Raw genomic sequence first — 24,497 nt, 5'->3', positions numbered from 1 at the left:
TCTCTCTCTAATGATGTGGCAGGCTATCAACTAGCCCTTCTCTTGCCAGCTTCACCTTCGCTTCAAGACGTGAACTGATGAACAGCCCAGATAGCGCGGCTACCATTCCCGCCATTGTCGGGATAGTTGCCATAGAGATACCAGCGGCCATAAGACGAGCGTTGCTGGTGCCCTGTGTTGCCATTGTCTCGAAAACACTGATCATACCGGTTACTGTTCCAAGTAGACCGATTAGCGGACACATTGCAATAATGGTTCTGATAATCAGCATTCTAGCGTTTAGATCGTCTGACGCTTGAGAAATCCACGCGTCACGGATTCTATGCGCATACCATGATGTGGTATCTGCTCGGGCATCCCAATTCGCGATGATGTTTTTCTTCACCTTTGGGAAGACCGAGGTTAAATACCAGTAACGCTCAATCATTAAAACCCACATGAGAAAGAGCGCGGCAGCAACGAAGTAAAGTACGTCACCGCCGGTAGCGATAAAGTCCCTGACCGATTCGAATAATCCAATCAGGTAATTCATATTACGCTTTCTCCGACTCTGTGTGAGCAGCTACGATACCCGCAGTTTGCTCATCAAGAATGTGGATGATTGATTTGCTACGAGAAGCTACGATGCTGTGAGTAAGAATTAGAGGCAGAGCCGCTATAATACCTTGAGCCGTAGTTACAAGAGCCATTGAGATACTTCCTGCCATCATACGTGGGTCACCAGTACCGAATAGTGTGATGGTTTGGAACGTCTCGATCATACCAAGTACTGTACCTAGTAGACCTAGTAGAGGAGCAATCGCTGCGAAAATCTTGATTACGTTGATACCGCTTTCGATACGTGGAAGTTCACGTAGGATGGCTTCATCAAGTTTAAGCTCAAGGTTCTCTGCGTCAGCAGTCTTGTTCTCTTGATAAACCTTAAGGATACGACCTAGAGGGTTACCTTCAGAAGGATTGCTTACGTTCTTAAGCTGTGAACGCATTTTGCCGCCAACGATAGTTAGCGTGATCATTTTGTAGATACCAATCAATAGGCCAATAGCAAGCATTAGCGTGATGGTATAACCTACTGGACCACCAGCGTGGTAACGCTCAGACATAGTCGCTTTCTGCTTCAGTAGACCAAGGATTGCACCTTGAGAAGGGTCAGCATAGAAAGGAACGATGCCAGAAGTCGCGTCGATTAGATCGTCAGCTGACGCTACGAAGTGACCGTCTGGTTGACGACCTAGAGGCTGAACTACTTCAGCTTCTGAATCGTAAGCTAGATAACCAGCTTCACCAACAAGGTTAAATGTACCAACACGAACAACTTCTTGCTGTGAAGAACCGCCGTCTAGGTTAACAACTTCTGTAGTGAACTTAACAACTTCACCGCCTTCAGTCATTTCTTTTTGAAGTGCGAACCAAAGGTCTTCAAGTTCTTGAATGTTAGGAAGACCTTTAGAGTCTTCTGACATTTCAGCTAAGAACTGACCACGACCTGGGAATTGTGCACTAACGATTGAAGTAGCGATACGGCCATAAGCTTCAGAAGATGCTTGACGTACCACACCGAACATTTCACCAAGCGTACCAGTCGCTTGGTCTAGCTCAGCAGCTTTTTCGTTAAGAGTAACTTCGTTGTCTGAGAATTGCTTCTGTAGACGGTCACCACGAGCCTGTTCAGCTTTTAGGTCTGATTGAGCTTTGCGAAGAAGCGCTTGCTTATCAGCACGTGCAGACTGGAACTCAGCTTCACGTTTTTTATCTAGGCGAGCTTCAGAAACGCGGTTCTGTTGAACCTGGTCTAGAAGGTCTTTAAGGCTCTTTGCTTCCTGAGCCTGCGCTCCGGTTGCCGCAACTGCAACTGTCGCAGCGGCTAAAAGAGATTTGAATACTGGTTTCATTAACAATTACTCCGCTGCGCTAATTGGTAGTTTAATCAGATCCGCAGGAATGACATTGTTAGCCATTTTAACTGCGTCAACAACTGAAGACAGATATTCGTCACCCAGTTTTTCCCATGCGCGGCTTTCGTTGTTCCATACCCATGCGTGAGTTTGGTCCAGAGAAAGTGCAACTAGCGCTGCGCGACCTAGGTTAAAGAAGTCAACAGTAACTTCTGTACCTGCGTCGTCAATCGTACCTTGGTAAGAGTTGATTTTCGTACCGTATTCAACTTCTACAAGGTAGGCTTCTAGCACCTGACGGAACTGCTCAGAAACAGTAACGTTAGAGTTAGCCATTAGATCGCGAAGACGCTCAACGCGCTGTAGACGCTCTTCTAGATGAATAGGACGATCTAGCTTGATGAACTGCTCTAGGCTGTCAATCATGCGGAACATAAGAGGAACGATGCCCTGCTTAGTTTGCTCGATGCTGTCGATTTGACGCTGTAGAGAGTCGATACCACGTTGCTGGTCTGCAACTAGGCTAGCGATGTAGTCGTTGTAGATTTTAAGGTTTTCTGTCTCATCTACTGTTTGACGATACTCAACAAGTAGTTCTTGAGACTGTTCAAACAACGTGTTGATTTTTTCTTGAGATTTCGCTGCAGCCGCGTGGATTTTCGCTTCTTCTTTATGAAGATCTTCAAGCGTATCTGCAGAGACTGCACTACCTGTTAGTGCGAATGCACCCATAACAGTAGAAGCAATAAGAGTTCTCTTGCTCATTTTGGACATAGTTCCCAACCAAATTTCTTATTTGAATCCTCGCCGATAGGAAAATATTCGGGCAAGGGGCGTATAAAACTTTCACAATTTTGTTTCAGGAATGTAGCGCTGACTTCAATAGCCAGTACTACGAACGTAGTATACTCACATGGAATGTTACGTTTAGTCAAGTAACACACTGTTTACACCTAACAGATTTTCAATTAACTGCTCGTTTTACGTTCAGTTAGATGTAATATGTGTTGTATTTTTTCTAGCACATTTCCGGCCATTTCTTAATCGTTTAATATTCATCCAGAAAATTTGCTTTTTGATAGGATAAATTGCGTATTGGAGCAAAAAGATACTTTCTAAGCTGCACTGTTTTAGGGCAACATTATTATCGTCACTTACTTGTGGTGCGTTGCTTCTCCTTTGCATGCTGCTCATTGCCGTATAAAGGCGCTTATTAATCCCACAGAATAAAAAAACCAGCACAAATTTACATTGGATTGTTACTTACAATTTGTTATTTATACCGCCATCTATGTACAAGCAAAACTAATAAAACATGAACTCACCTACCTACAGTTGCACAGTGAATAACAAACCGATTTGGGTTTTCGATGATTTATGCTCGGTCGAAGAAGCGACTGGGATATTTAAAGGGCTAGAACTTAGCGCGTTTAAACACACTGAAATTGCGCGACCCGATACAGCAAAGTATAAGCATTGGGCGGTCGCGTTAAGCGATACTCAAGTGCGTGGGCTAGCAGTATATCAACATGCCATAAAAACCCATATTTGATACCACAGGAAAGCACTATCGCGCCTATCGTGGTTACGTAAATTATGCTTCCTATGGCGATATGTTGTTTACTCACACCGATTGCCGTCCAGAAGCTGACGAACTAACGGTGTTAGTTTATCTGTGTCCCGAATGGGATATTGAATGGGGCGGAGAAACGTTATTTTATAATGATAACGACGATTGCGTTTTTGCTAACACGCCAAAACCCGGAAGAACGGTTATTTTTCACGGCGCCATCAAGCATGTTGGACGTCCGCCCAATAGAATTTGCTATACACCTAGGTATACCCTAGCTTTCAAATTAGAGCCAGCTTAACCTTGGCTCTCATTAGCAGGCACGATATCAAACGCTACCGTTAGTCGTTGTTCGTCCGTTAAAATAGGGTTTGTTCCATGCCACATATATGAAGGAAAGAGTACTAGGTTGCCTTTCTTTGGTTTAATAGCAAAGTCTTCTACCATGGTCACTCCGGTAATGTCGGGGCGGCCAAAAACCAGCCAACCATTACCGTTTTGTTCTACTTCACTAGGCACATCTACATATAATACACCGCTAAGCCAACCTTCCGAGTGATAATGTGATTTATGAAAACCTTTTTTACGTAGCCTTACAGACCAGCTACCAATAAAGTTAACATCTGGGTGTAGTCGAGATAAAAACGGGTGCTTTTTCTGAGACGACAGCGCAGATAAAAAAGATGTCGCCCTATCTTCTATTGCAATTTTAAGCGCTTTGATCAAATCGTGTTCGGCCTCTAATAGATTCTCGAAGGTTTGAGAGCCATTGCGCAAAGACTGGCCAATAGGATGCCGCTCATTATTATGTAGCGTATTAAGATGCGCTTCCAATGCATCTATGAAGCTTAGATTACAGCCTTCACTTTCAAAAAGCGGTGTGACCTCAACAAACTTTTGGTAATTACATAACTCGCTATACTTTTGCTCATTTCCACACGCCTTATACGCTGTAGATAAAAGCGTCCAATAACCTTGGTTGAATGGCGCGATGCGGCAAACAAGTTCAAGTGCCTTAACTGCTTCTTTATATCGCTTGAGGCTTAATAGAGCGTAACTTTTCTCAATAAATAAAGGGAGCGTTTCAACTGTCGGTTTCGAGGCGTTAACGCTAACCGTAGCCAGCGCCCTATCAAAATCTCCAAGCTCTCTTAACGTATTCGATAAGCTCGCCGCCGCTGCAATTTGATAAGATGGTAGCTTAGCTTCGACCAGTTTTTCTAACCACACTTTCGCTTTGTCAAACTCTTCTACTCTTATCATTAGTTCGGTATAAGCAAGAATTAAATCAGGCTTGTCTAATGACAAGTTTTTTTCTAACAAGGCAAACGGCGCCTCGACGTTTTGAACCCACGCTAGATGTGCAAATTCTTTGTGTAAACCGACACTATGAGGAAACGTAGTTAACCCCTCTTTATAGGTGGCGAAAGCCTCGTCCAACGAACCATTAAGTGCAAAGGCTGCCGCCAGGTTTTGAAACAATTCAGCGGTTGATTGACCCGTCGATAGTGCCTTTTTATATAACAAAATCGCTTCGTTAAACTGATTATTTCTTCGCTTAACATTTCCTAAATTATTGAGCGCTTTCACATTTTTCGGTTCGGTTTCTAACAACTTTTTCAAATAGCGCTCAGCCTCAGCATCGCGTTTATTTTCAATTAAAATGGATGCGATCAGCAGTAGAACTGTGCTTTTAGTAGGATCTCTTTCTAATAAATCGTGACATTGCATTTCCGCATCTTTATAACGCTTGGAAACTAGAAAGGCTCTTGCCAAATTGTACTTGTAATCAAATGCGCCGGGCTTAACTTTTAAAGCTTTGGTAAACCATAAGATAGCTTTGTGAGTCTGCCCTTTATCGAGAAGCAGGTTTCCGTAGCTATTCATCAAATCAGAAGATTGAGGAAAAAGCTTTAAACCTTTTTCAAAAATTTTTGCGGCATCATCAAGCCTACCAATTTTCCTCATCGCACTGCCGTACAACTGCGGAACAACTGCATCAGCACGTGCTATGGCGGCATTTTGCTTCACCGTGTTGATGACCAAGAGGAAATCACCTTTGTTAAAGGCATTAATAAGGTTTGGAATTATTATATGTGGTTGCAGCTGCATTATGCGTATAACCTCTTATCCAATGTTGCTAACGCTCCGTATTGCGAAGACCATTCGCTGTAGGCTGAAATGAACTGGGTAATGTCTGCTCGCTCGTCAAGCGTTAAATGTGGATTCCAAACATCCATAATTAATACCGCTCTAGCGGTGTCGGCGCCATTTTCCGCGCTATGTTGATAACTGTCATCAAATAAAATTGCCGTCTTCCCCTCACGCCAAAACACTTTTTCATTAGCAACATTTAAATAGGATTTATCATTGATAATCAGGGGGATGTGCAGCGTCCACTTAATATTGGAAATACCGAAGTGAGGAGGTATTTTTGTATTTGGCTGTAACACAGATATCACAACCTCAGGCGCATGAACTGGGCAGTGAGCTAAAATCGGAGAATCGAAGAGCGCTTTGATTTCCTCAGGTAGCTGCCTTCCATGCTTGGTTAACTCACCGCCTTTCATTAGGTGAAGTGAGTTCCACTTTAGCGCCAACTGCGCCCATTCTTTGGTGTTTGGCACGTCTCCAGTGTCGTGAATATATGGCTCGTTTGCTTGTGATAACCGAGATATAAATACACCCTTATATTCAGAAAGCGCAGCTACATAAGCATTTAGCCCTTTTACTGAATTTACATCGGAAAACGGCGCAGATGGGAGATTTGGAACATACAGAAAACTTGGCGATTGCAAAGCTTTATCAAATTGCTTTTGCTCAGCACCACAAAATATTGCGACGGCCCGTTTTATCCTATCACTCGAACCGATAGACTGTGTTTTTACAAATAAATCACGTCGCGCTAAATTCCCCACGTTATGAATATGTGTAGCTTGAGATTTAGTAAGTGGAACACTCGTTGCTGGAGATAAATACTCGGGCCACAGGGAGAAGACTTCACTATAAAGACGAAAAGCATCATTATAATGCCCCGCGTTTATAGCGGCAGTTATTCTAGCGAGTGTTTCTTCGAGGCTATGGTTATTGTTTTTATTAGTCATACAAAAATGGGAAGCGTTTTGCCTCCCATCTTAAACTAACATTCGGTGTATTTACAGGTCACCGCCGCCAGTTTCTGTACCGCGCTGCATACGCAACCAACCATCGCGACCCGCTTCACGCATTTGCTCTCTTTCTTCTACAGAGTAACAGACGCGTTGCATGCGGTTTGAACCTATTTTCTTTTCCATTTTGCAAACCATACCATCGTCTTCTGCATTGGTATCAGCTTTTGCATATTGAGAACTTTGATTGCTAGTTGAACCACATGCACCAAGTGCTAGAGCAAGGCTTGATGCAAGAATTATTTTTGTAACCTTTTTCATCCGTGTTATCCCTTAGTATAAGTACCGTAGATTAAGTTACCATACATTGTTGTACATTCTCTAATCCATTTTGTAACTAACCATTTATTTTCCGAAACTGTTGGCGCACCAGCATGATAGCTATTCAACAGTAGCTTTCCGTTTTCATCGCTGTTGGAAAAAACAACCATAGTTCCACTTTTTGGCGCTATACGAATATCAAGTTTTGGAAAAAGGGTTTCTCCACCCTCACTGATGGTATTTAAATAAACAAGTGCAGTTTTAATACGCTGCTTTCCGTCTTTAAACATTAGTGCATCGTTTATTTCATTCAGCCCATCGTAATGCGGTTTATACTGCTGACCAGGTGAATACCTCAGTAAATTTAGCGCTTCGCCATTTTGTCTTAAGGTGTGCGTGATCTGCGAAATTGTTTTATCGAGCTTACGGGTAATCCAGTCGCAGTGAGCAGGCTCTATAACCGCAACATAGCTCGTTCGCACACTATCAATTTTTCCTCTCCCCGTCACAGGGTCTACCACCATTGAAGGTTTTAACAATGCGTTAAATTTAGTTATTAAATAGCGGCATTCATATTCGGATAAAATGCTTTCATATACTTCAATGGGTAACGATTTATCTAAGACCTTTGAAGGTTCATATACTCTAATGAGGGCACTGGATAGTTCATCAACGGTTTGTTGATGGGCGCTCAGAGCAGTAGAAACTGATACTTCTGAAGTTAATTTAAGCTGGCTACTAATATTTGGTGCTAAATGACAAACCTTACCTGCGATATAAGAAAACGCGCTGCTTTCTACCGATAAGTAAGAAAGCGTAACGAGGTAGGCTTCAATAACGCCTTCCTCACCAAGTGAAAGTAAAGTCTGTGCGACAAATTTAGGGTTCCATGCTACATCACCAAAATAGCCAATCAGCAACTTATGGAACTGAACAACGGGATTATCGGCACACCCTACTCCATCTAGAAACGCAACGGACTCGTTAGGGTTTTCACCCGATTTATAATAAGCATAATCCAGCGCCGCATTGATATCCCCTAACTCGCCCGCCTGCTTTAGCCATAGCATTGCCTCATCAGTATTACCTGAAGAATGAGCTTCGTTAGCACTGTTGATACACTGTTCTATATTCATAACCTGTTGTCCACATAACAAAAAAGCCTCCGAAGAGGCTTTTTAAATTCTATCTACAACTTCAATTAGAAGTTAAGGTTTACTCTTGAGTAGAAGAATTGTCCAGGAATTTCATACATAGACGGGTCGAAGCTGTTAGCGAACGTCGAGTAAGAAACTTCTGGATCAGTGTCGAACAGGTTGTTCACACCAAGCGTGATGCGTAGGTTATCGTTAACTGCGTAACCTAGTGATACATCGTGGTATGCCATATCTTCAAGTTCGTTGAAGCTATCGCCACCAAGCTCTTCACTTGGATCACTACATAGTTGTTGATCTAGCGTATCGCCATCGATTGAACACTCTTCAGTAGTGTGGCCGATGAAGCGAACTAACCAGTTAGCTGTCCAGTCATCGTACGCCCACGTTACTGCAAGGTTAGTACGTAGACGTGGAACAACGTCACGGTCGCCCGCAAGACCAGCATCGTTAAACTCAGTAGATGTGTTTGTTACTGGGTCAACAACAATCGTTGTGCGTTCATCAACATAAGTACCATCCCAGTTAACGCGGAAATCACCGTACTCAGTTTCAAAGTTATACGCTACGTTGTAGTCGAAACCAGACGTTGTTTGACCACCAAGGTTTACTTGACCGTTAAACAAGTCTACTACGTTACCGCCAGCACCACGTTCAATAAGTGAACATAGGTTGACGCCAGTTTGAGCACAGGCATTAAGAATAGTTTGTGCACCAACAGATGAAACGGCATTATCAACTTCGATATCGAAGATATCAAAGGTAATTGACAAGCCTTCAACTGCTTCTGGAGAGTATACAAAACCGTATGTAAAGCTTTCTGCTTCTTCAGCTTCTAGGTTTGCATTACCACCTACAGTAGTACGAATCTGCGTGTTAGGTTGCTCGTAGCTTGCTGGAATACCCGCACAACCTGGAAGCTCTGGGTTACCCGCAGCACCGCCATTACATGGGTCAGTTAGCGGCGCAAAGCTATCACTGTTACCTGAGAACAATTCATCAAGAGATGGAGCACGGAATGCTTCAGACCATGTACCACGTACAAGTAGGTCGTCATTAATACGCCACTTCAGACCAATCTTCGAGTTAGTAGTGTCACCAAAGTTGCTGTAGTCAGAGTAACGAGTAGCAAGTTCTAGGTCTAGCTGCTCTACACCAGGCATATCTGAAAGAAGCGGAACTGCAAGTTCTAAGTAAACTTCTTCTACACTAAAGGCACCAGAGGTAGGCTGACGCGCGTTACCTGAAGTAATACCCGCAGCGATGATTGCATCTGGCTGGTCGTAGCCTGACTGCCAGCGTTTCTCATAACCTGATGCGAATGCTAAGTAACCTGCTGGTAATTCTAACAACTCACCAGAGATGTTAGCAGAGTAGCTTTCTAATGAAGAGTTAAGCTCGTCTTGCGCAGTGAACGTAATGTAATCAAGCATTTCTTGCGTAATTGTGCCTTCACCGATTACGTTTGGCGCACCACCGAACAAGTTAAGCGGAGTACATTCGCCTGTACAGTTCGCAGGGTCACCGATAGCTTGCGCTACGCGGTCCATATTAAGAAGACCGTCGGTAGACGTGTTTTGCGTGATATCTGCGTACGTGTAGTTTGCATCCCAGAAGAATTCTCTGTCAGCAAATTCGATAACGCCTTCAAAACCACCGTTGAACTGGAACTGGTCAACATTCTGTTTAAAGCTACGGAAACCCGCTTCCATCATACGGCGACCAAACAAGAACATTTCACGTGCATTTGGATCTGCATCTAGTACGTCTTGGTCGGTCGTAACGTCGAAATCGTAAGGGCTAAATGGATTGTCAGCCGATAAAGTGAAGCCCGTGTCGCCAAACGCGGTACCGATGAATAGTGGAGTAGGCGCCAGAGCCTGCTCTGACTTACGGTTGCCGTAAAAGCCTGTTACGTTTACAGATAAATTGTCTGTAAGTTCATAACGTGCCTGAGTATAAATATTAGTACGCTCTTGTGGTGTAGATAGGTAGTTGAACGGCGCGAAGTTGAAGCGGCTATCTGGTTCAACCCATGGCTCTAAACCACCGTTGCCGTCACCTTGTTCGTTGAAGCCATTATCGGCTTGGTCAAAAGTCCAGAAACGCCCCTGAGGTGGAGCTGATGAACCACCGAAGCCTTCAGGCGTACCAAAAGTAGGTACTGCAGAGATTTCACGGTCGCCCGCTAGTGTTGGCTCTTCTTCTACGTAGCTTAAGTTAAAGTAAACATTGCCTTTGTCGTTAGAAGTACCGAAGCCGATATCCCACTGCTCTTTGTTGCCGTCGCCTTCGTCATATTGACCGATGTAACCAGATGCGTGAACGCCTTCAAAATCTTGACGAGTGATGATGTTTACAACACCAGCAACCGCGTCAGAACCATATACCGCAGATGCACCATCTTTAAGCACTTCAATACGCTCGATGATCGATGCTGGGATGTTGTTAAGGTCAACAGAGCCAGTAAGACCTGGCGCCCAACGCTTACCGTTAACAAGAACTAGCGTACGGTTTGAACCAATACCACGAATGTTAATAGTCGTTGTACCATTACCACCATTGTTATTGTTGGTGTTAATAGCAGAACCCGCAGAAGGAATTGCTTGAAGAACGTCACCGATTGAAGTGATACCGAATTTTTCGATATCAACACGTGACATTACTGTAACTGGGTTTGCACCTTCAATATCGGTACGACGGATACGAGACCCTGTTACTTCGATTTTTTCTACTGCGTCCGCTGCTTCTTCGGTTTCCTGTGCGTTAACTGCACCAGTGAAGGCGATAGTTGATGCAGCACCAAATGCGCACGCTAGCTTCACTGACTTAGCCAGCTTAGAGTTTGTAAACATGTATTGTCTCCCTGGACCACTAAAACTCTTAGTGTGTGTTTCTTAAATCGTTTATATAACGAATTATTATTAGTAAGGTCAAAGCCTCACTTTGATAATAACCACATCCTAAGCGAACGGTCAACTGGGATCAGACGGGTGTTCGGTAAAAGTTCAATTTTTTTTCGTCTTTTTTCCTTCTTTTGTAAATATTAACTTACATTTAACATTTAAAGCGCATTAAATAACCACGCTGCTCGCTTTGTGTACTATTGGAAAAAAGGGCGGAATATACACCTAAAGTATACCCACGCCCTAACCTTAAATCTTTGCTCTACCCTTTAATTAGAACGAGTAATTTACGCTAAAACGTACGTATCTAGGTGTTTGCCACGCAGTCGGTAGACCGTAATTTGGGTTCACATCTGGGTTTGTTGGATCAGCTGAGCTTTCATCATCATAAATCTCGTTAACTTCTGTTACGCGATCGTTGTTGAGAAGGTTGAAAATATCCGCGCGCACTACCAATGTTTGGTCTTCGCCAATATCGATATTATAAGATGCAGAAACGTCGATAGAGTAGTAGCTGCTTGTTCGGCCACGAGACCCTCGAGGTGCTGGCTCACCACCGGCAAAGAATGACTCTGAATCATACGCCTGAGCAAAAGTATCTGTCGGGTGATAACCAAACGCATTGATTGGGCGACCGGTCCAAAACTGAAGGTTTGCACCAAGGGTTAAATCTTCAGTCACTACATAAGCACCGTAAAGTTTAACCTGATGACGTCTGTCGTTTGGCAAGTCACCATAGGCGTTATCAAGTAGTCCTGGTTGGTCAAATAACGTCGTTAAACCTGCATCATCCTGACCGTTATCTGAACGCACGTAACCTTCGTTGTTACCCCAGTTATGTGACCATGTATATGCGGCGTTAAGCATCCACACACCGTCCCATGCTCTCTGCCACATAAAATCAACAGCTGCATACTTACGAATTGAATCTGGGTAACCCAATTCTTCAGCAGACAAGTCCATATAAACTAACTCACCTTCAGCGCCCGGCAACTCAGTAGTACCGATGCGCATATCAGAATTAGGATTTGTTAGTACATATTGGTGGAAACCATCCCAGATGTCAGATACGTCACCGTAGCCATTCGCTGCAGCCCATTCGATAACAGCCGCATCGATTGCCATGTCTTCGATAGTGGTAGACAATTCACGGTATGTACCTTGAATTGACATACTCCACTCATCATTTAATTGGAACTGGTAACCAGCGATAAACTCATCTGAGTACATAGAATCAAGGTTTTGGTCTACGATCTCATCAGGTGATTTTGCCGTGCCGTCTGCAAACACATCATCAGGCTGTGTTTTAGCGCCCGTTAGATTAGGAATACCCAGCGCTTCATCAGCAAAGCCTTCAAACTCGTAGTATTCTTGTGTGTACGTTTCCGCACCTGCTAAACGAATATTCGTATTTGCTGCGATAGGTAAATAGTATCTGCCGTAGCTCGCCCATGCTTTGGTCTCTCCATCACCAAATACGTCCCATACCGCACCTAAACGAAGTGCCCACTGGTTGTCGAGTTTGGCAAAAGACTCACCGTCAGCGTTAAAGTTTTCAAACGTATCGTTACGAAGACCTGCGTTGATAACCAAGTTGTCAGTAACTTGCCACTGATCTTGGACATAAAAAGCGAAGTTTTCAGAATCAAATTGACCACCAACGTTATAGTCACGGTGACGAACTTGGTAAATTTCTTCGTTCGCAGGGTCACTGTCGTTAACATAGTACAAATTATCCGAAAAGATAATTGACTAAGCAAAGCAAAGTAATCAACTCATTTATGCGCAGCTTGCGACGAAACAATCCTTTTGAGCGATGACCGGTTGAACCGGCCCTAATTTTCACTAAATATATAATTTAAATGCATTTTTTCGAATGTAGATTTATTGTAGATAAAAGCCCAACTGCTTTCTTACAGGCTCTGGCAAGTCAGGCAATGCATTCGAATATCACAACCTATTGCAAATAAAACCCTAACCGTCGACGAACGGATTCTGGTAAATCCGGCAAAGCACTTTTTGGTAATAGAAAGGTCGCCATATTAAAGAAGTCTAAGTAAATACGGTTGGATTCTGTGGTCTTCTTAAGATAATGATGGCCTGATGAGCCCCCTGTCCCTATTTTGGTCCCTAACATGCGTTGAACCATCATAGCGTGACGATAACGCCAGATTGTCAACTGCTCGTCTATTTCGGTTAACGCAGTAATAAGTTGGAAAGGTAGATTAAAGATTGGTTCTTCTGAGTACTGCTTTATAAACAGTGCTGATAGTAAGGCCTTATGACTTAAACGAAACTTGCCCTCGCCTCTTAGCTTTTCGAACTGTGTTTCGTTAAACAACGCGTCGAAGTTTTCCATGGTCGCTTGCAAGTCTTTTATCTCTTGTCGCTTTTCTGTATCAGACAACATGTCGCTGGTTGAGACGGTGTGATGATCATCTTTCAACATTTCGTCAGCCGCATCTTTATAATACTGCCAAAAATCAAAATCCTCTGTTTTTAGCAATGGCATTCGAGACAGCCACTTATCAACCAATTCAAACAAGCTAGGTTTATTTTCGAGGTTTTCTAATAAGGCTCTGTCTTTATCAGTTAAACGGTTGTAGAAACTTTGCTTATCAAAATCAATGCGAAACTCTCGCTTTAAGCCAAGGGATATTTCTAACCGTTTAAACTGAATACTTTGGAAACCTGAAGCGGGAACCAGATAGTCCCTGAATGAAAGAAATTGCTGAGGCGTCATGGTCTCCATAATGGCAATCTGGTCATTCATTAACTTTTGAATTTGAATTATGCGCTGCAGTCTGTGTACCACCTGCGTGAGTTGCTGATCTTTTACCGCCTCTTGATTGAATGTATCAATTACCGCGTTAAGTTCGTGAAGGACTTGTTTAAACCACAACTCGTAAACCTGATGCACTATGATAAAGAGCATTTCTTCGTGAGCCCCATCACCGTATTTTTCACTTTGTAAGTCTTGGGCCCCTAATATTTTATCTAATTGCAGATAATCGCCGTAATAGCAGGGCTCTATGTTCTTTTTCATGTCGTTTTTGCCTTATCACTCTATTTATTAAGCGCTATACACTCGATAAACCGTTTTCATTCCTACATCAAGATGAAGAGAAACCAACGCGTGTTTATTGATAACTTTTTCAATGTGCGCGCAATTCTAGCACCGATGTCTCGACATCCACAGAATACAAGCTATACATTATAAGGATATATAGCTAAGGTCAGAGCCGAACATTTTACGTGTATAAAAATGTGTCCGTTCAATACACACACCTAACAATGATGTATATATTGCTCACTAAAAAGACGACAAATAAACATGTGTCGCAGAGAAAATAAGAAAGGTAGGGAACATGAAGCTAGATGACGACATTCATAATTATTACGAGCACTTGGTACTCGAGCGAATCAACAAACTAGGGTTAGATGGAAGTAAAAGTCCAGACTACTTGGCCGATTTATGCTGTTTGGCATTAAACCAAGTGCCGCCCCGCTATATTCGGTATGAAGTTGATATGGCGTTTTACTTACCACAGAGCGAGCGAAATCAAATGGAAATGAACGTTGAGCACGCTATCAGTAAAGCAATAAAGTATTTGGATGAAACAGAAAAAAACAAAGAGATTAGCGAATAAGGAAGTTTGGGTGGCGGGCCTCCAGCCACATCCCGGCACATGAGTCGTCTGCTGCGGCTGCTCCCTTCCGGGCCTGACCGAGTTCACAGAGTATCATTGCGGGAGGACCAAAAGCCCACCATAGAAACTGCATTCAAAGCAAAGTCATTCGCCCCTGCTTGAGTGCGGGGCGCATTATGACTATTTGGCTCTGAGTTTTCAACCCTTTAAATTAAATCTCTCTTCGGCAATAAGGTTTGCTACGCGGTTAGTCGCCGCCCCCTCTTGCTCTGCACGGGTATAAATTTCTTTCAGTGTATCGCCGATTTGCTCAATATGTGCGCGCAACGCTTCGTTTGAACTCGTTTCCATACGTTGGTGGAAGATATCAATAACACCACCTGCGTTAATCACATAGTCTGGCGCGTAAAGAATACCCCTTTGCTGCAATAACTCACCCATGTCCTCGCGAGCCAGCTGATTATTAGCCGCCCCTGCAATAACCTTAGCTTTTATTAAAGGCAAAGTTTGGTCGTTAATAGCTGCACCTAATGCACATGGAGCGAGAACATCTACATCTAAACTTAAGATTTCTTCTGGCGCTACTGCTGTTGCACCAAGTTCAGATACGGCTTTCTCTACCCCTTCAGGATAAATGTCGGCAACGTAGAGTTTTGCGCCATGCTCATGAAGATGCTTAGCAAGGCGATAACCAACGTGACCCATACCTTGTATAGCCACACTTACGCCTTCTAAGCTGCGCTTAAGGCCGAACTCCACTGTGGCTTTTAAGCCAACAAACACACCGTACGCCGTTGAAGGTGCAGGGTTGCCATCGGGCACCTCACCCGCGTAGTGGTATTTTGCGTGTACCCCTGCGATGTAATCTGACTCAGTTGCCATGGTTTGTAAGTCGGTCACTGAGATACCAGAATCTTCAGCCGTAAAGTATTTACCCCCCAACGACTCTACAAACTTACCCATGGCTTTCATCATTTCTGGCGTTTTGGCTTTTCGAGGGTCGCCAATAATGACAGATTTGCCACCACCAAGTTCAAGGTTCGCCATGGCGGCTTTATAGGTCATGCCCTTTGAAAGTCTCAATACGTCAGTTAGCGCTTCACCACTATTTACGTAAGGCCACATACGACAGCCGCCAAGCGCTGGGCCCAGATTCGTATTGTGTACAGCAATAATGGCACTCAGGCCCGCTTCTTCATCGTGATAAAACGCAACATGTTCATGATTATCGAACTCTGGGTGATCAAAAACTGACATATTTTCCCTATTACAACTGTGGTGAATTAAAACTTTCCCAAAATGGCGCTGTCACGAAAAGTACACACCATCCACTTGGGGTGAAATGAGAGTCTGATGGTGTTTTGCGTTACACTTGCGGGCTTCGCAAAGATCACCAATATTTTGCCAAGTGTATCTGATTGTCCTGAGGACAGGCGTTGCAAAGTTTGTTAATGACATTTACAAACTGAAACGCATAAGAATTGAATACAATTTTTCTAGGATAGCTATCCTAGAATTTCTTTTGATATATAATAAACATCATAAAAGCGACGGAAACAGTGTTAATGAAATTGGATAAATTTGACCGTGAGATTTTACGCGTTCTTCAACAAGACGCCACGGTGTCAATGGCCGACCTAAGCCAACGCGTAGGGTTATCTCATACTCCTTGTTGGAGACGGGTAAAGCGGATGGAAGCCGATGGCATTATTCTCGGTAAAGTCACCTTGCTCAATAGCAAAAAGCTTAATTTAGGTGTATCGGTTTTTATTTACGTTACGTTGAAAAACCACGACGGTGACTCGCTCACTGATTTTGAAAGTGCGGTACAAAACATTGATGAAATTGTGGAGTGCCACACCACCAGTGGTGAAAAAGATTACTTGCTAAAAGTGATCGTAGAGAGCATTGAAGAATATGAGTTTTTGCTTAAGACTAAATTAACGCACCTGCCTCTCGTTGACCACCTAAGCTCAACCTTTGCATTGAAGCAGGTTAAAAATACCACCGAGCTTCCCATTAAACGTCAGTAGCTCAAGTTTGGGGGTCAGAGTACATATTCTGCCCCTTCCACTCAATTGGCGTCTACTTGATTTTCAGACATTGCGTTTTTGAATGCGTCAATCTCGTTACAGTTTTTTGCTATTTTGCTAATAAGCGGGTAGCGGCTCATGTCTACGTTAAACCGCTGAGCGTTGTAAACTTGCGGCACCAAACAGATATCTGCAAGCGTAACATCAAAGTCAAAGCAAAACTTACCCGCTTGGGTCTGCAGCCTTTTTTCGATACCGTCAAACCCAAGGGTTATCCAATGGGCTGCCCACTTAGCCACATCATCCTGTGATGCTTCAAAATTTCCTTTCAACGCATTTAACACGCGAAGGTTTCCAATAGGCTGTATATCGCAGGCAATATCTTGCGCCAACGCTCGCACCCTTGCCCGTTCTGTCCGATGCTCAGGGATAAGACGATACTCACTCTCATATCGCTCATCAAGGTATTCAATGATCGCTAAGGACTGGTTGAGAATGATGTCCTCATCATCGTCGACCAGCGTTGGGACCAAGTGAGCAGGATTCAGCTGTGAATACTCACTACTATGCTGCTCCCCACCATTATTTACCAAGTGTACGGGCACATAGTCATATTCAACACCTTTTAAATTTAGTGCTATTCGCACACGATAAGAGGCGGTTGAACGCCAGTAGCCATAAAGTTTAATACTCATGGTATTACCTCGCCTGTTTTACATTGCGCTGGGTCATCGTAGTGTTTAACGCCTTAAATCAGGCTAATTGCCGCTGCTCGCAACATGCGCGCAATACGGCTCATTAGATCAGCGGCTGTTACCACTACTTATTTTAGCTAAGTGGTTTTACCTGTTGTTCTATAGTGCCAAATATTGAGTTCCCGTTTTCATCAAGCATTTCAATACGAATTCGGTCGCCAAATTGCATGAATGGCGTTGAAGGCTTACCGTCGCGAATGGTTTCAATCATACGTACTTCGGCAATACACGAATAACCCACACCGCCTTCTGCTATCGCAGAACCATAGTCAGTTCCCTGTTTGTTCGACACAGTACCGGAACCAATGATAGCCCCTGCCCCCAAGTTTCTGCTTTTTGCTGCATGAGCAACAAGCTGCCCAAAATCAAAGGTCATATCTTGTCCGGCTTCAGGCTTACCAAACAGTTCACCGTTATAGGTTGAACGCAGCGGCAAATGCACTTTGTTGTCTTTCCACGCGTCTCCTAATTCATCTGGCGTTACCGCTACTGGTGAAAAGCTTGACGCAGGCTTTGATTGGAAGAAGCCGAACCCTTTCGCTAATTCCCCCGGGATAAGACCTCTAAGGGATACATCGTTGACCAACATAATAAGGCGAATTCGCTCTGACGCTTTATCCGGTGTGCATGCCATCGGTACATCGTCGGTAACCACTGCAACTTCACCTTCAAAATCAATTCCCCAATCATCGTTAGGAAGGATAATGTCGTCTTTTGGGCCGATAAAATCATCAGACCCGCCTTGATACATCAGTGGGTCTGTCCAAAAGCTTTCAGGCATTTCTGCATTACGTGCTTTTCTTACCAGTTCCACATGATTTACGTACGCACTGCCATCTGCCCATTGGTATGCTCTTGGCAACGGCGATTCGCAGCGAGACTCATCAAAAGTCACGCTTTCGCAACTTTGCTCATTAAGTGCCTGGTATTTCATCTGAAGCTGTGGCGCAACTTCCTTCCAATTGTCCAACGCATCCTGCATTGTTTTTGCAATGTCTTGTGCACTGCATGCTCGAGAAAGGTCCTTCGACACCACCATTAGGCAGCCATCTCGGGTTTCATCTTTATAGGTTGCTAACTTCATTCTTCTTTCCTCGAAAACGGTTGGCAGGCATGGCTATTTTCATATTTTTTAACGCTCACTACATACTCAATAACGAGCGCACAAGCACGCCAACACTTTATACAAATGCGTAAGTATAGTTATGCCACTAGTTGGTATAGGTGAGAAGACTTACAGTGACGAAGTTTTATTGGCCTGTAAGAAAGGGTGTACGGCAGTAAGCGTTAATAAGGTACGCGCCGCTTTATCCCACTAGCTTTGCGTTGATTGTAAATTTTTCGTAACACGAAAATTAAGGCGTGTAGAGAGGTTAACGTACAGCGAAAAGCCATGTGCCGGTTTTCCGAGCTATTTACCTATTCATTATTTTATTTGTAGCTAAATGGTCGGCAGTTACCGTTTGACGTTGAAATAAGTCGTGCGAGCTTGCGCCCGTAAACCCCGCGTTATTATAACGCAGCGCAATAAACGCTCGCTCGCCACGCCCTTGTCATTACAACTTCACGGTTGCTTTATTAATACCGTATTCACGAAGTTTGTTAGCAATCGCCGTGTGGCTTAAACCAAGCTTTTTCGCTAACTGACGGGTACTTGGATAGGAGGGGTATAAGCGTTTTAGCAAGTCTTTTTCAAACTTTTTAACTTCCTCATCTAAGGTACCTTCAAAGTTCTCGTCAATGTAGGTTACGCTAGGTGCACAGCTGGGAAGCTGAATATCTTCTTTAGTAATTTCTTTACCATCCAGCAGCGACAATGCGCGATAAAGGGCATTTTGTAGCTGTCTTACGTTACCAGGCCACGGATACTGCTGCAGAAAGTCGACACATGACTTACTAAGCTTCGCCGGTCGTCTTCCCAGTTTTGTGCTATGCTGCACAATAAACGATTCGGCAAGGGGCACGATATCTTGCCTGCGGTCTTTTAATGATGGCATGACCAAGCTAAGTACATTGAGGCGATAATAGAGCTCTTTTCTAAATCGCCCCTCCTCAACCAGCTGACCTAAGTCTCGGCAGGTAGTGCAAATAAAGCGTACGTCCACTTTAACCGGCTCAGCATCGCCTACGCGTCTAAATTCACCGTCTTCTAAAACCCGTAGCAATTTAGCCTGAAGCTGTGACGACATGTCAGCAATTTCATCGAGCAACAGGGTGCCGCCTTTCGCCTGCTCTAAAAGTCCCACTTTAGCATTCGGCTGATTAAACGCGCCTGCCGCATAACCAAAAAGCTCGGTCTCCGCCACGCTATCGGGTAATGACGCACAGTTTAGTGCCAAAAATGCACCTTCACTTCGACGGCTAGATTGATGACACGCACGCGCAATCATTTCCTTCCCTGTTCCCGTCTCACCAAAAATAAGAATAGGGGCATCTAAATCGGCTATGCGTTTGGCTTCATGCACCACGCGTTTCATAAACGGTGACTGCGCAATAAAGCGGTCAAAACTATCCGTAGGCGACTGATGGAAAGCAGTAAATTGCTGGCCCAAACGCATTTCAGATTTCAATATGACCACTGCACCGGCCATAATCATATTTTTATCACCGTCAGGTACGGTAATAGGCAACATATCAGCAAGATAATCTTGCTGAATAAACTTAACCTTTGACGACTGCGGGCCCGGCGATTTACCGTCCATCCACTTAGTAAAGTTAAACCCTTTTACGACTTCACTAATTTCTGTGCCTTCAATGTCGCTAGTCGGCATTTCTAAGCCCGCGCTTACCGCTTCGTTGCACAGCACGATGTTTCCCTTGGCATCAATGGAAAAAACAGGGTCAGGCAGCGTTCTTAAAATTGCTGAAAGCTGATTCTTTTCACGTTCACCAGGCATAAAAAGCGTGGTCTTCACGTCATCAATACCATCGATACGGCGAATTTGTGGCATGAGATGCTGGAAGTCGGCAAATTCTATATTGGGAAAATTAAGGAAAATTTTTCCCGCGGGATCGATTTCTATACCGCGTAAATCTATTTCTTTGGTTACGAGAATATCTAACACATCTTGAGTAATACCAAGACGATCCTGACAACTGATTTCTAGACGCATAGGGTATTATAGCTATTTTGTAAACATATATGTACAGAGTATCATACTTTTACAAAAAGATAACAAGATAAATGTTACAGAAGGTTAAAATTGGTAGTGGCAAGAGCGAGGTAATGACGAGCGATAAGTAAAATCGGGCCTAAAAAAAACTGCCACTACAACGAGCGGCATCCTATATAAAACACATTTAATTAACAATAGTGTTAGCTCGCTTTTTTCTCTTTAGGCGGGAAAAGTGGGGAAAATAACCCCAGAGATTTAGCCTCTTCAACCAATGCCATAATATCCATTTCGGCCAATTCAAATAAGTGGTCGAATTCAGGTAGGATATAATAAAGCGGCTGCATAATATCAATGCGATACGGCGTTCGCAGCGCATCAACTGCAGTAAGTGGGTTACGCAACGGTTCATCACTGTCTAACGCGTAAATGGTCTCTCCCGGCGAAGATAAGATACCGCCACCATATATTTTAAGCCCCCCTTTCGCTCTCACTAGGCCAAACTCGACAGTAAACCAATACAACCGCGCCAAATATACCCGGTCTTCTTTGCTCGCCGCCAGTCCTAGTTTCCCATAAGTATGTGTGAAGTGCGCGAACGCTGGGTTGGTTAACAGCGGGCAGTGTCCAAATACTTCGTGAAAAATGTCGGGCTCTTGCAGGTAGTCAAACTCTTCTCTGGAGCGAATAAAGGTGGCAACTGGAAACTGTTTGTTAGCCAGTAACCTAAAAAACTCGCCAAAGTTGATTAAGGCGGGCACTTCAGCCGTTTGCCAACCGGTCTTTTCCATTAGTACCTTGTTGATATCAGGCAGCTGTGGAATTTTCTTTTCGTTAAGCTTTAACAGGTCTAACCCATCTAAGTACTCTTGGCATGCTCTTTCTTTTACCAGCGGAATTTGTCTTTCGTACAGTTCCGACCAAATTTGGTTCTCTTCATCTGACCAATGAATGACCCCATTTTCATCAGATTGTCTCGACTGGTATTGCGTTGATTTTGGCATAACTTCTGTAACCAATAAGGTTTAAAAAACTTACCTATCAGTCTAATGAAATTAGCCGCTTGTAAAAGACAAATGCGCAATGGGGGTAAAGATTTAACTGTAACATAAATTTTACATTAACAACAAAAGCAGCTGATTTTAAAAGAAAAAGCCGCTATTAAAAAGCGGCTTTCATTGCTTATAGCAGAGAATTTTGAAGGGGGTTACAAGCGGCTAATTTCTTTATTAAGTTGATATTCGCGAGATGTGACGTAGGTCTCCATTTTGCGAAGTCTCTCTTCCGCTTTTTCGAAACGATTTCGAATATCGTGAAACGCTTGTTTAGGTGGCTCGCCGGCTTGCCAGACTTTGGTTTTTACCTCCACCTTTGGGCTTTTAACCTGACCGTTGTTTGGGTTAGTCCAGCCTTTTCCCCGTGAAAAAACTGGGGGCGTTGGCGCCTCGTTTAATCCCGCAGGTTTCTTATCTAGAATAAACCAAGCGGCAATGTAAGCGACAAAAATGAACGGCCCGGCTAATAAAAAGAACCCGGTAACGACTAAAATTCTTACTAGCCATGTTTCTAAACCGAAGTATTCTGCAACGCCTGAACACACACCTGCAATACGCGCATTCTCAGGGTTTCGGTAGAGCTGTTTACCATTTCTCATGCTCTATTCCTCCACTCAGGCGCCTCACTATCTAAAATGGCTTCTAGCGTTTCAATGCGCTCGCTCATTTTTTCGGCTTGCTCTGCTAAGTTTTTCAACGACGCATGCTCTTCAGCGCTAAGGCCCTGATTGACTTGCTTTTTGCTGCGATAATGTAGAATTAGCCAAATGGGAGCAACAAATATTGTGAAAACCACAAGGGGCATCACCAGCATTGCTATTATACCTTCATCCATCTCAATCTCTCCTCAAACCCTGATGTATTTACCCTTTGCTGCGTTTGGCATACAAAGGGTACACCCTATTTTTCTTATTCTGATTTTTCGGTGCTTTTATTTGCACCTTTTACTTTTGCTTTAAGTGCAGCCAGTTCGTCTTCAACTTTATCACTGGCTTCTAGCTCAGCAAACTCATCTTGTAAGGTTTTCTTGCCCAAGTCATAGGCTTCAACCTGCGACTCAAGATCATCAATTTTACGCTCGTATTGTTCGAAGCGTCCCATTGCATTATCTACTTTAGTGCTGTCCAACGTCTTTTTCACTTCAAGACGAGAACTAGCCGTTTTCTGGCGCATGATAATGGCTTTTTGACGACTCTTCGCGTCAGCCAGTTTATCTTGTAGCTGACCAATTTCATCTTGAAGCTTGCTGATTTGCTCTTCAACAATTGCAAGCTCTTTACTTAACGTCTCTGCGGCTTCTGCAGACTTTTTCTTTTCCTGCAGTGCTGCTCGCGCTAAATCTTCTCTATCTTTACTTAAAGCAAGTTCTGCTTTTGCTTCCCAATCACTTGCATCGCTTTCGTACTTCGCAATTTGATTGGCTATTTCTTTTTATTGGCCAAGGTTTTCGCCGACGCTGAGCGCACCTCAACCAATGTGTCTTCCATTTCCTGAATGATTAATCTAACCATTTTTTCAGGATCTTCGGCTTTGTCTAAAATCGCATTAATATTCGAATTCACAATATCTGTAAAACGCGAGAAGATACCCATAATAATTACCTCTTGCTAAAAATGGTAAGTGTTAAAAAACACCACACTTGATAAATAGATTACTCTTGGTATTAATCGTATTCAATATGCTTGCCAACTCTACCTTTACGCTAAGTCGCTATTTTTCATACCGTTTTTATAAGTTCAAATAATGCTCGTTTCTCAATATTTTTTGTTCTACACTACTAATTGGTCGAAATGACTAACTTTTGAGGTTTTTAATGAGTAGGTATCGTCAGCAAGACAATTTGCTAGGTCAAGCGAACAGTTTTCTAGAAGTGCTAGAGCAAATTTCACAAATAGCACCGTTAGATAAACCGGTCCTTGTGATAGGAGAGCGAGGTACAGGTAAAGAACTGATTGCAGCGCGTCTTCACTTCTTATCTAAGCGCTGGGACCAAAACTATATCAAGCTGAATTGCGCAGCCCTAAATGAAAGCCTTTTAGAAAGTGAGCTTTTCGGTTACGAAGCCGGGGCATTTACCGGTGCATCGAAACGGCGAGAAGGTCGTTTTGAAGTCGCCCATAACGGCACACTGTTTCTCGATGAACTTGCCAATACTTCGGGTCTAATTCAAGAAAAGCTCCTTCGCGTTGTCGAATATGGGGAGTTTGAACGCGTGGGCGGCAGTAAATCAGTGAAAACCGATGTAAGGCTTATTGCAGCGACAAATGAAGATCTCCCTGCCCTTGCCGATGCAGGCGAGTTTCGCGCCGACTTGCTAGATAGGCTAGCCTTCGATGTGATTACCATCCCCCCGCTTCGAGAGCGACGGGAAGATATCATGATGTTAGCGGAAAATTTTGCCATTAATATGGCCCGTGAGATGGAGATGGAGCTCTTTAGCGGCTTCACTGAAAAAGCCAAGCGTACTCTGCTTGATTACGATTGGCCCGGAAATATTCGAGAACTGAAAAATGTAGTTGAGCGCGCCGTTTACCGCACTAACAACCCTCACCTACCGGTTCACGAGATCATTCTTGACCCCTTTGAATCCGTTTATCGTCCACAGGGTAGAGTTAAGACTAAGGATAGAGTAAGCACTTCTGAGTCAGCAAGTCCTATCGTGTCCTCACAACCCGACCATACAAAAGATGTGATAGAAAGCGCTGACATTACGCCTTTAACGCCAAGCAATCAGCAAGAATCTGTCGAATATCCCATAGATTTGAAAGAACGCTCTCAACAATATGAGATAGATATGATAAAACAGGCACTTGCTGACAGTCAGTTTAATCAAAAGAAAACCGCTGAAAAATTGAGCCTGACATATCATCAGCTGCGTGGCTATCTCAAAAAATATAACTTACTAGATTCTTCCGCTGAAAGCGTCGAGGCGTAAAGC

The 24,497-nt window shown here is 43.6% G+C and carries 22 protein-coding genes, 1 other RNA gene and 1 pseudogene; 5 read left to right on the top strand and 19 right to left on the bottom strand.

Translation table 11 applies throughout. The features are described from left to right. Positions 1 to 7: 7 nt before the first annotated feature. From ACX5J7_RS08540 to ACX5J7_RS08530, 3 genes are read right to left on the bottom strand one after another with little or no spacing between them, the layout of a single operon-like run. Complete coding sequence (locus tag ACX5J7_RS08540) at positions 8 to 532, bottom strand: MotA/TolQ/ExbB proton channel family protein (RefSeq protein ID WP_012517736.1); 525 nt, start codon at positions 530 to 532, stop codon at positions 8 to 10. Position 533: 1 nt separating this feature from the next. Beyond that, entirely contained in the window at positions 534 to 1,892 is a 1,359-nt protein-coding gene (locus ACX5J7_RS08535; RefSeq protein WP_024015910.1) for a MotA/TolQ/ExbB proton channel family protein, read from the bottom strand. A gap of 6 nt (positions 1,893 to 1,898) precedes the next feature. Further along, positions 1,899 to 2,660 (bottom strand): DUF3450 domain-containing protein, encoded by a 762-nt coding sequence (locus ACX5J7_RS08530; RefSeq protein WP_015066518.1) that lies wholly within the window; start codon positions 2,658 to 2,660, stop codon positions 1,899 to 1,901. A gap of 577 nt (positions 2,661 to 3,237) precedes the next feature. Between ACX5J7_RS08530 and ACX5J7_RS08525 the strand changes: the two genes are divergently transcribed. Together ACX5J7_RS08525 and ACX5J7_RS08520 are read left to right on the top strand one after the other, a co-directional pair. Then, entirely contained in the window at positions 3,238 to 3,447 is a 210-nt protein-coding gene (locus ACX5J7_RS08525) for a hypothetical protein (RefSeq protein ID WP_498706781.1), read from the top strand. 61 nt (positions 3,448 to 3,508) lie between these two features. Continuing rightward, positions 3,509 to 3,766: a 2OG-Fe(II) oxygenase gene (locus ACX5J7_RS08520; protein WP_498706779.1), complete on the top strand. Its 258-nt coding sequence runs from the start codon at positions 3,509 to 3,511 to the stop codon at positions 3,764 to 3,766. On the opposite strand, the gene ACX5J7_RS08515 is transcribed toward ACX5J7_RS08520, so the two are convergent. The 7 genes from ACX5J7_RS08515 to ACX5J7_RS08485 all read right to left on the bottom strand — a co-directional run bounded on the left by ACX5J7_RS08515 (position 3,763) and on the right by ACX5J7_RS08485 (position 13,999). Then, positions 3,763 to 5,577 carry a tetratricopeptide repeat protein gene (locus ACX5J7_RS08515; RefSeq protein WP_278384765.1) on the bottom strand — a complete coding sequence of 605 codons (1,815 nt, stop codon included), beginning with the start codon at positions 5,575 to 5,577 and terminating at the stop codon, positions 3,763 to 3,765. The two genes, ACX5J7_RS08520 and ACX5J7_RS08515, sit on opposite strands and share 4 nt — an antisense overlap. Continuing rightward, positions 5,577 to 6,569: an aspartyl/asparaginyl beta-hydroxylase domain-containing protein gene (locus ACX5J7_RS08510; RefSeq protein WP_015066515.1), complete on the bottom strand. Its 993-nt coding sequence runs from the start codon at positions 6,567 to 6,569 to the stop codon at positions 5,577 to 5,579. The genes ACX5J7_RS08515 and ACX5J7_RS08510 overlap by 1 nt, the downstream gene beginning before the upstream one ends. Before the next feature lie 51 nt (positions 6,570 to 6,620). Beyond that, the gene (locus tag ACX5J7_RS08505; protein ID WP_015066514.1) at positions 6,621 to 6,893 is read right to left on the bottom strand and encodes a hypothetical protein; all 273 of its coding nucleotides are present in this window, start codon (positions 6,891 to 6,893) and stop codon (positions 6,621 to 6,623) included. 5 nt (positions 6,894 to 6,898) lie between these two features. Then, positions 6,899 to 8,029 carry a prolyl hydroxylase family protein gene (locus ACX5J7_RS08500; RefSeq protein WP_474376794.1) on the bottom strand — a complete coding sequence of 377 codons (1,131 nt, stop codon included), beginning with the start codon at positions 8,027 to 8,029 and terminating at the stop codon, positions 6,899 to 6,901. A 65-nt stretch (positions 8,030 to 8,094) separates the two neighbouring features. After that, on the bottom strand, positions 8,095 to 10,902 hold the full coding sequence (locus ACX5J7_RS08495; RefSeq protein WP_498706776.1) for a TonB-dependent receptor: 2,808 nt from the start codon (positions 10,900 to 10,902) through the stop codon (positions 8,095 to 8,097). A gap of 324 nt (positions 10,903 to 11,226) precedes the next feature. Beyond that, entirely contained in the window at positions 11,227 to 12,684 is a 1,458-nt protein-coding gene (locus ACX5J7_RS08490) for a TonB-dependent receptor domain-containing protein (protein ID WP_498706774.1), read from the bottom strand. Between the two features lie 226 nt (positions 12,685 to 12,910). Continuing rightward, positions 12,911 to 13,999 carry a tryptophan 2,3-dioxygenase family protein gene (locus ACX5J7_RS08485; protein WP_020745546.1) on the bottom strand — a complete coding sequence of 363 codons (1,089 nt, stop codon included), beginning with the start codon at positions 13,997 to 13,999 and terminating at the stop codon, positions 12,911 to 12,913. Between the two features lie 322 nt (positions 14,000 to 14,321). On the opposite strand from ACX5J7_RS08485, the gene ACX5J7_RS08480 reads away from it, so the two are divergent. After that, the gene (locus ACX5J7_RS08480; RefSeq protein WP_012517725.1) at positions 14,322 to 14,603 is read left to right on the top strand and encodes a late competence development ComFB family protein; all 282 of its coding nucleotides are present in this window, start codon (positions 14,322 to 14,324) and stop codon (positions 14,601 to 14,603) included. A gap of 16 nt (positions 14,604 to 14,619) precedes the next feature. Here the strand turns inward: ACX5J7_RS08480 and ffs are convergent. Further along, positions 14,620 to 14,716, bottom strand: an RNA gene (gene ffs, locus ACX5J7_RS08475) — signal recognition particle sRNA small type. Between the two features lie 85 nt (positions 14,717 to 14,801). Further along, positions 14,802 to 15,860 carry a Glu/Leu/Phe/Val dehydrogenase dimerization domain-containing protein gene (locus ACX5J7_RS08470; protein ID WP_020743090.1) on the bottom strand — a complete coding sequence of 353 codons (1,059 nt, stop codon included), beginning with the start codon at positions 15,858 to 15,860 and terminating at the stop codon, positions 14,802 to 14,804. Between the two features lie 308 nt (positions 15,861 to 16,168). Between ACX5J7_RS08470 and ACX5J7_RS08465 the strand changes: the two genes are divergently transcribed. Beyond that, complete coding sequence (locus ACX5J7_RS08465) at positions 16,169 to 16,636, top strand: Lrp/AsnC family transcriptional regulator (RefSeq protein WP_012517723.1); 468 nt, start codon at positions 16,169 to 16,171, stop codon at positions 16,634 to 16,636. Between the two features lie 41 nt (positions 16,637 to 16,677). Here the strand turns inward: ACX5J7_RS08465 and maiA are convergent, their stop codons facing one another. From maiA to pspA, 7 genes and pseudogenes are all read right to left on the bottom strand, one after another. Continuing rightward, positions 16,678 to 17,331, bottom strand: a complete 654-nt coding sequence (maiA, locus tag ACX5J7_RS08460; protein WP_333970200.1) for a maleylacetoacetate isomerase — start codon at positions 17,329 to 17,331, stop codon at positions 16,678 to 16,680. 133 nt (positions 17,332 to 17,464) lie between these two features. Beyond that, complete coding sequence (locus tag ACX5J7_RS08455) at positions 17,465 to 18,475, bottom strand: fumarylacetoacetate hydrolase family protein (protein ID WP_020743087.1); 1,011 nt, start codon at positions 18,473 to 18,475, stop codon at positions 17,465 to 17,467. Positions 18,476 to 18,947: 472 nt separating this feature from the next. Continuing rightward, complete coding sequence (tyrR, locus tag ACX5J7_RS08450) at positions 18,948 to 20,504, bottom strand: transcriptional regulator TyrR (protein ID WP_012517720.1); 1,557 nt, start codon at positions 20,502 to 20,504, stop codon at positions 18,948 to 18,950. 203 nt (positions 20,505 to 20,707) lie between these two features. Then, on the bottom strand, positions 20,708 to 21,508 hold the full coding sequence (gene phhA, locus ACX5J7_RS08445) for a phenylalanine 4-monooxygenase (protein ID WP_012517719.1): 801 nt from the start codon (positions 21,506 to 21,508) through the stop codon (positions 20,708 to 20,710). Positions 21,509 to 21,711: 203 nt separating this feature from the next. After that, on the bottom strand, positions 21,712 to 22,158 hold the full coding sequence (gene pspC, locus ACX5J7_RS08440) for an envelope stress response membrane protein PspC (protein ID WP_012517718.1): 447 nt from the start codon (positions 22,156 to 22,158) through the stop codon (positions 21,712 to 21,714). Then, on the bottom strand, positions 22,155 to 22,394 hold the full coding sequence (pspB, locus tag ACX5J7_RS08435; RefSeq protein ID WP_012517717.1) for an envelope stress response membrane protein PspB: 240 nt from the start codon (positions 22,392 to 22,394) through the stop codon (positions 22,155 to 22,157). The genes pspC and pspB overlap by 4 nt, the downstream gene beginning before the upstream one ends. A 74-nt stretch (positions 22,395 to 22,468) precedes the next feature. Beyond that, positions 22,469 to 23,151 (bottom strand): annotated as a pseudogene (pspA, locus tag ACX5J7_RS08430) (phage shock protein PspA). Positions 23,152 to 23,372: 221 nt separating this feature from the next. Here pspA and pspF point away from each other — a divergent pair. Next, positions 23,373 to 24,494: a phage shock protein operon transcriptional activator gene (gene pspF, locus ACX5J7_RS08425; RefSeq protein WP_012517715.1), complete on the top strand. Its 1,122-nt coding sequence runs from the start codon at positions 23,373 to 23,375 to the stop codon at positions 24,492 to 24,494. Positions 24,495 to 24,497 lie beyond the last annotated feature (3 nt).

The sequence above is a fragment of the Alteromonas infernus genome (assembly GCF_902705815.1).
This window is presented reverse-complemented; position numbering and strand designations above follow the sequence as displayed.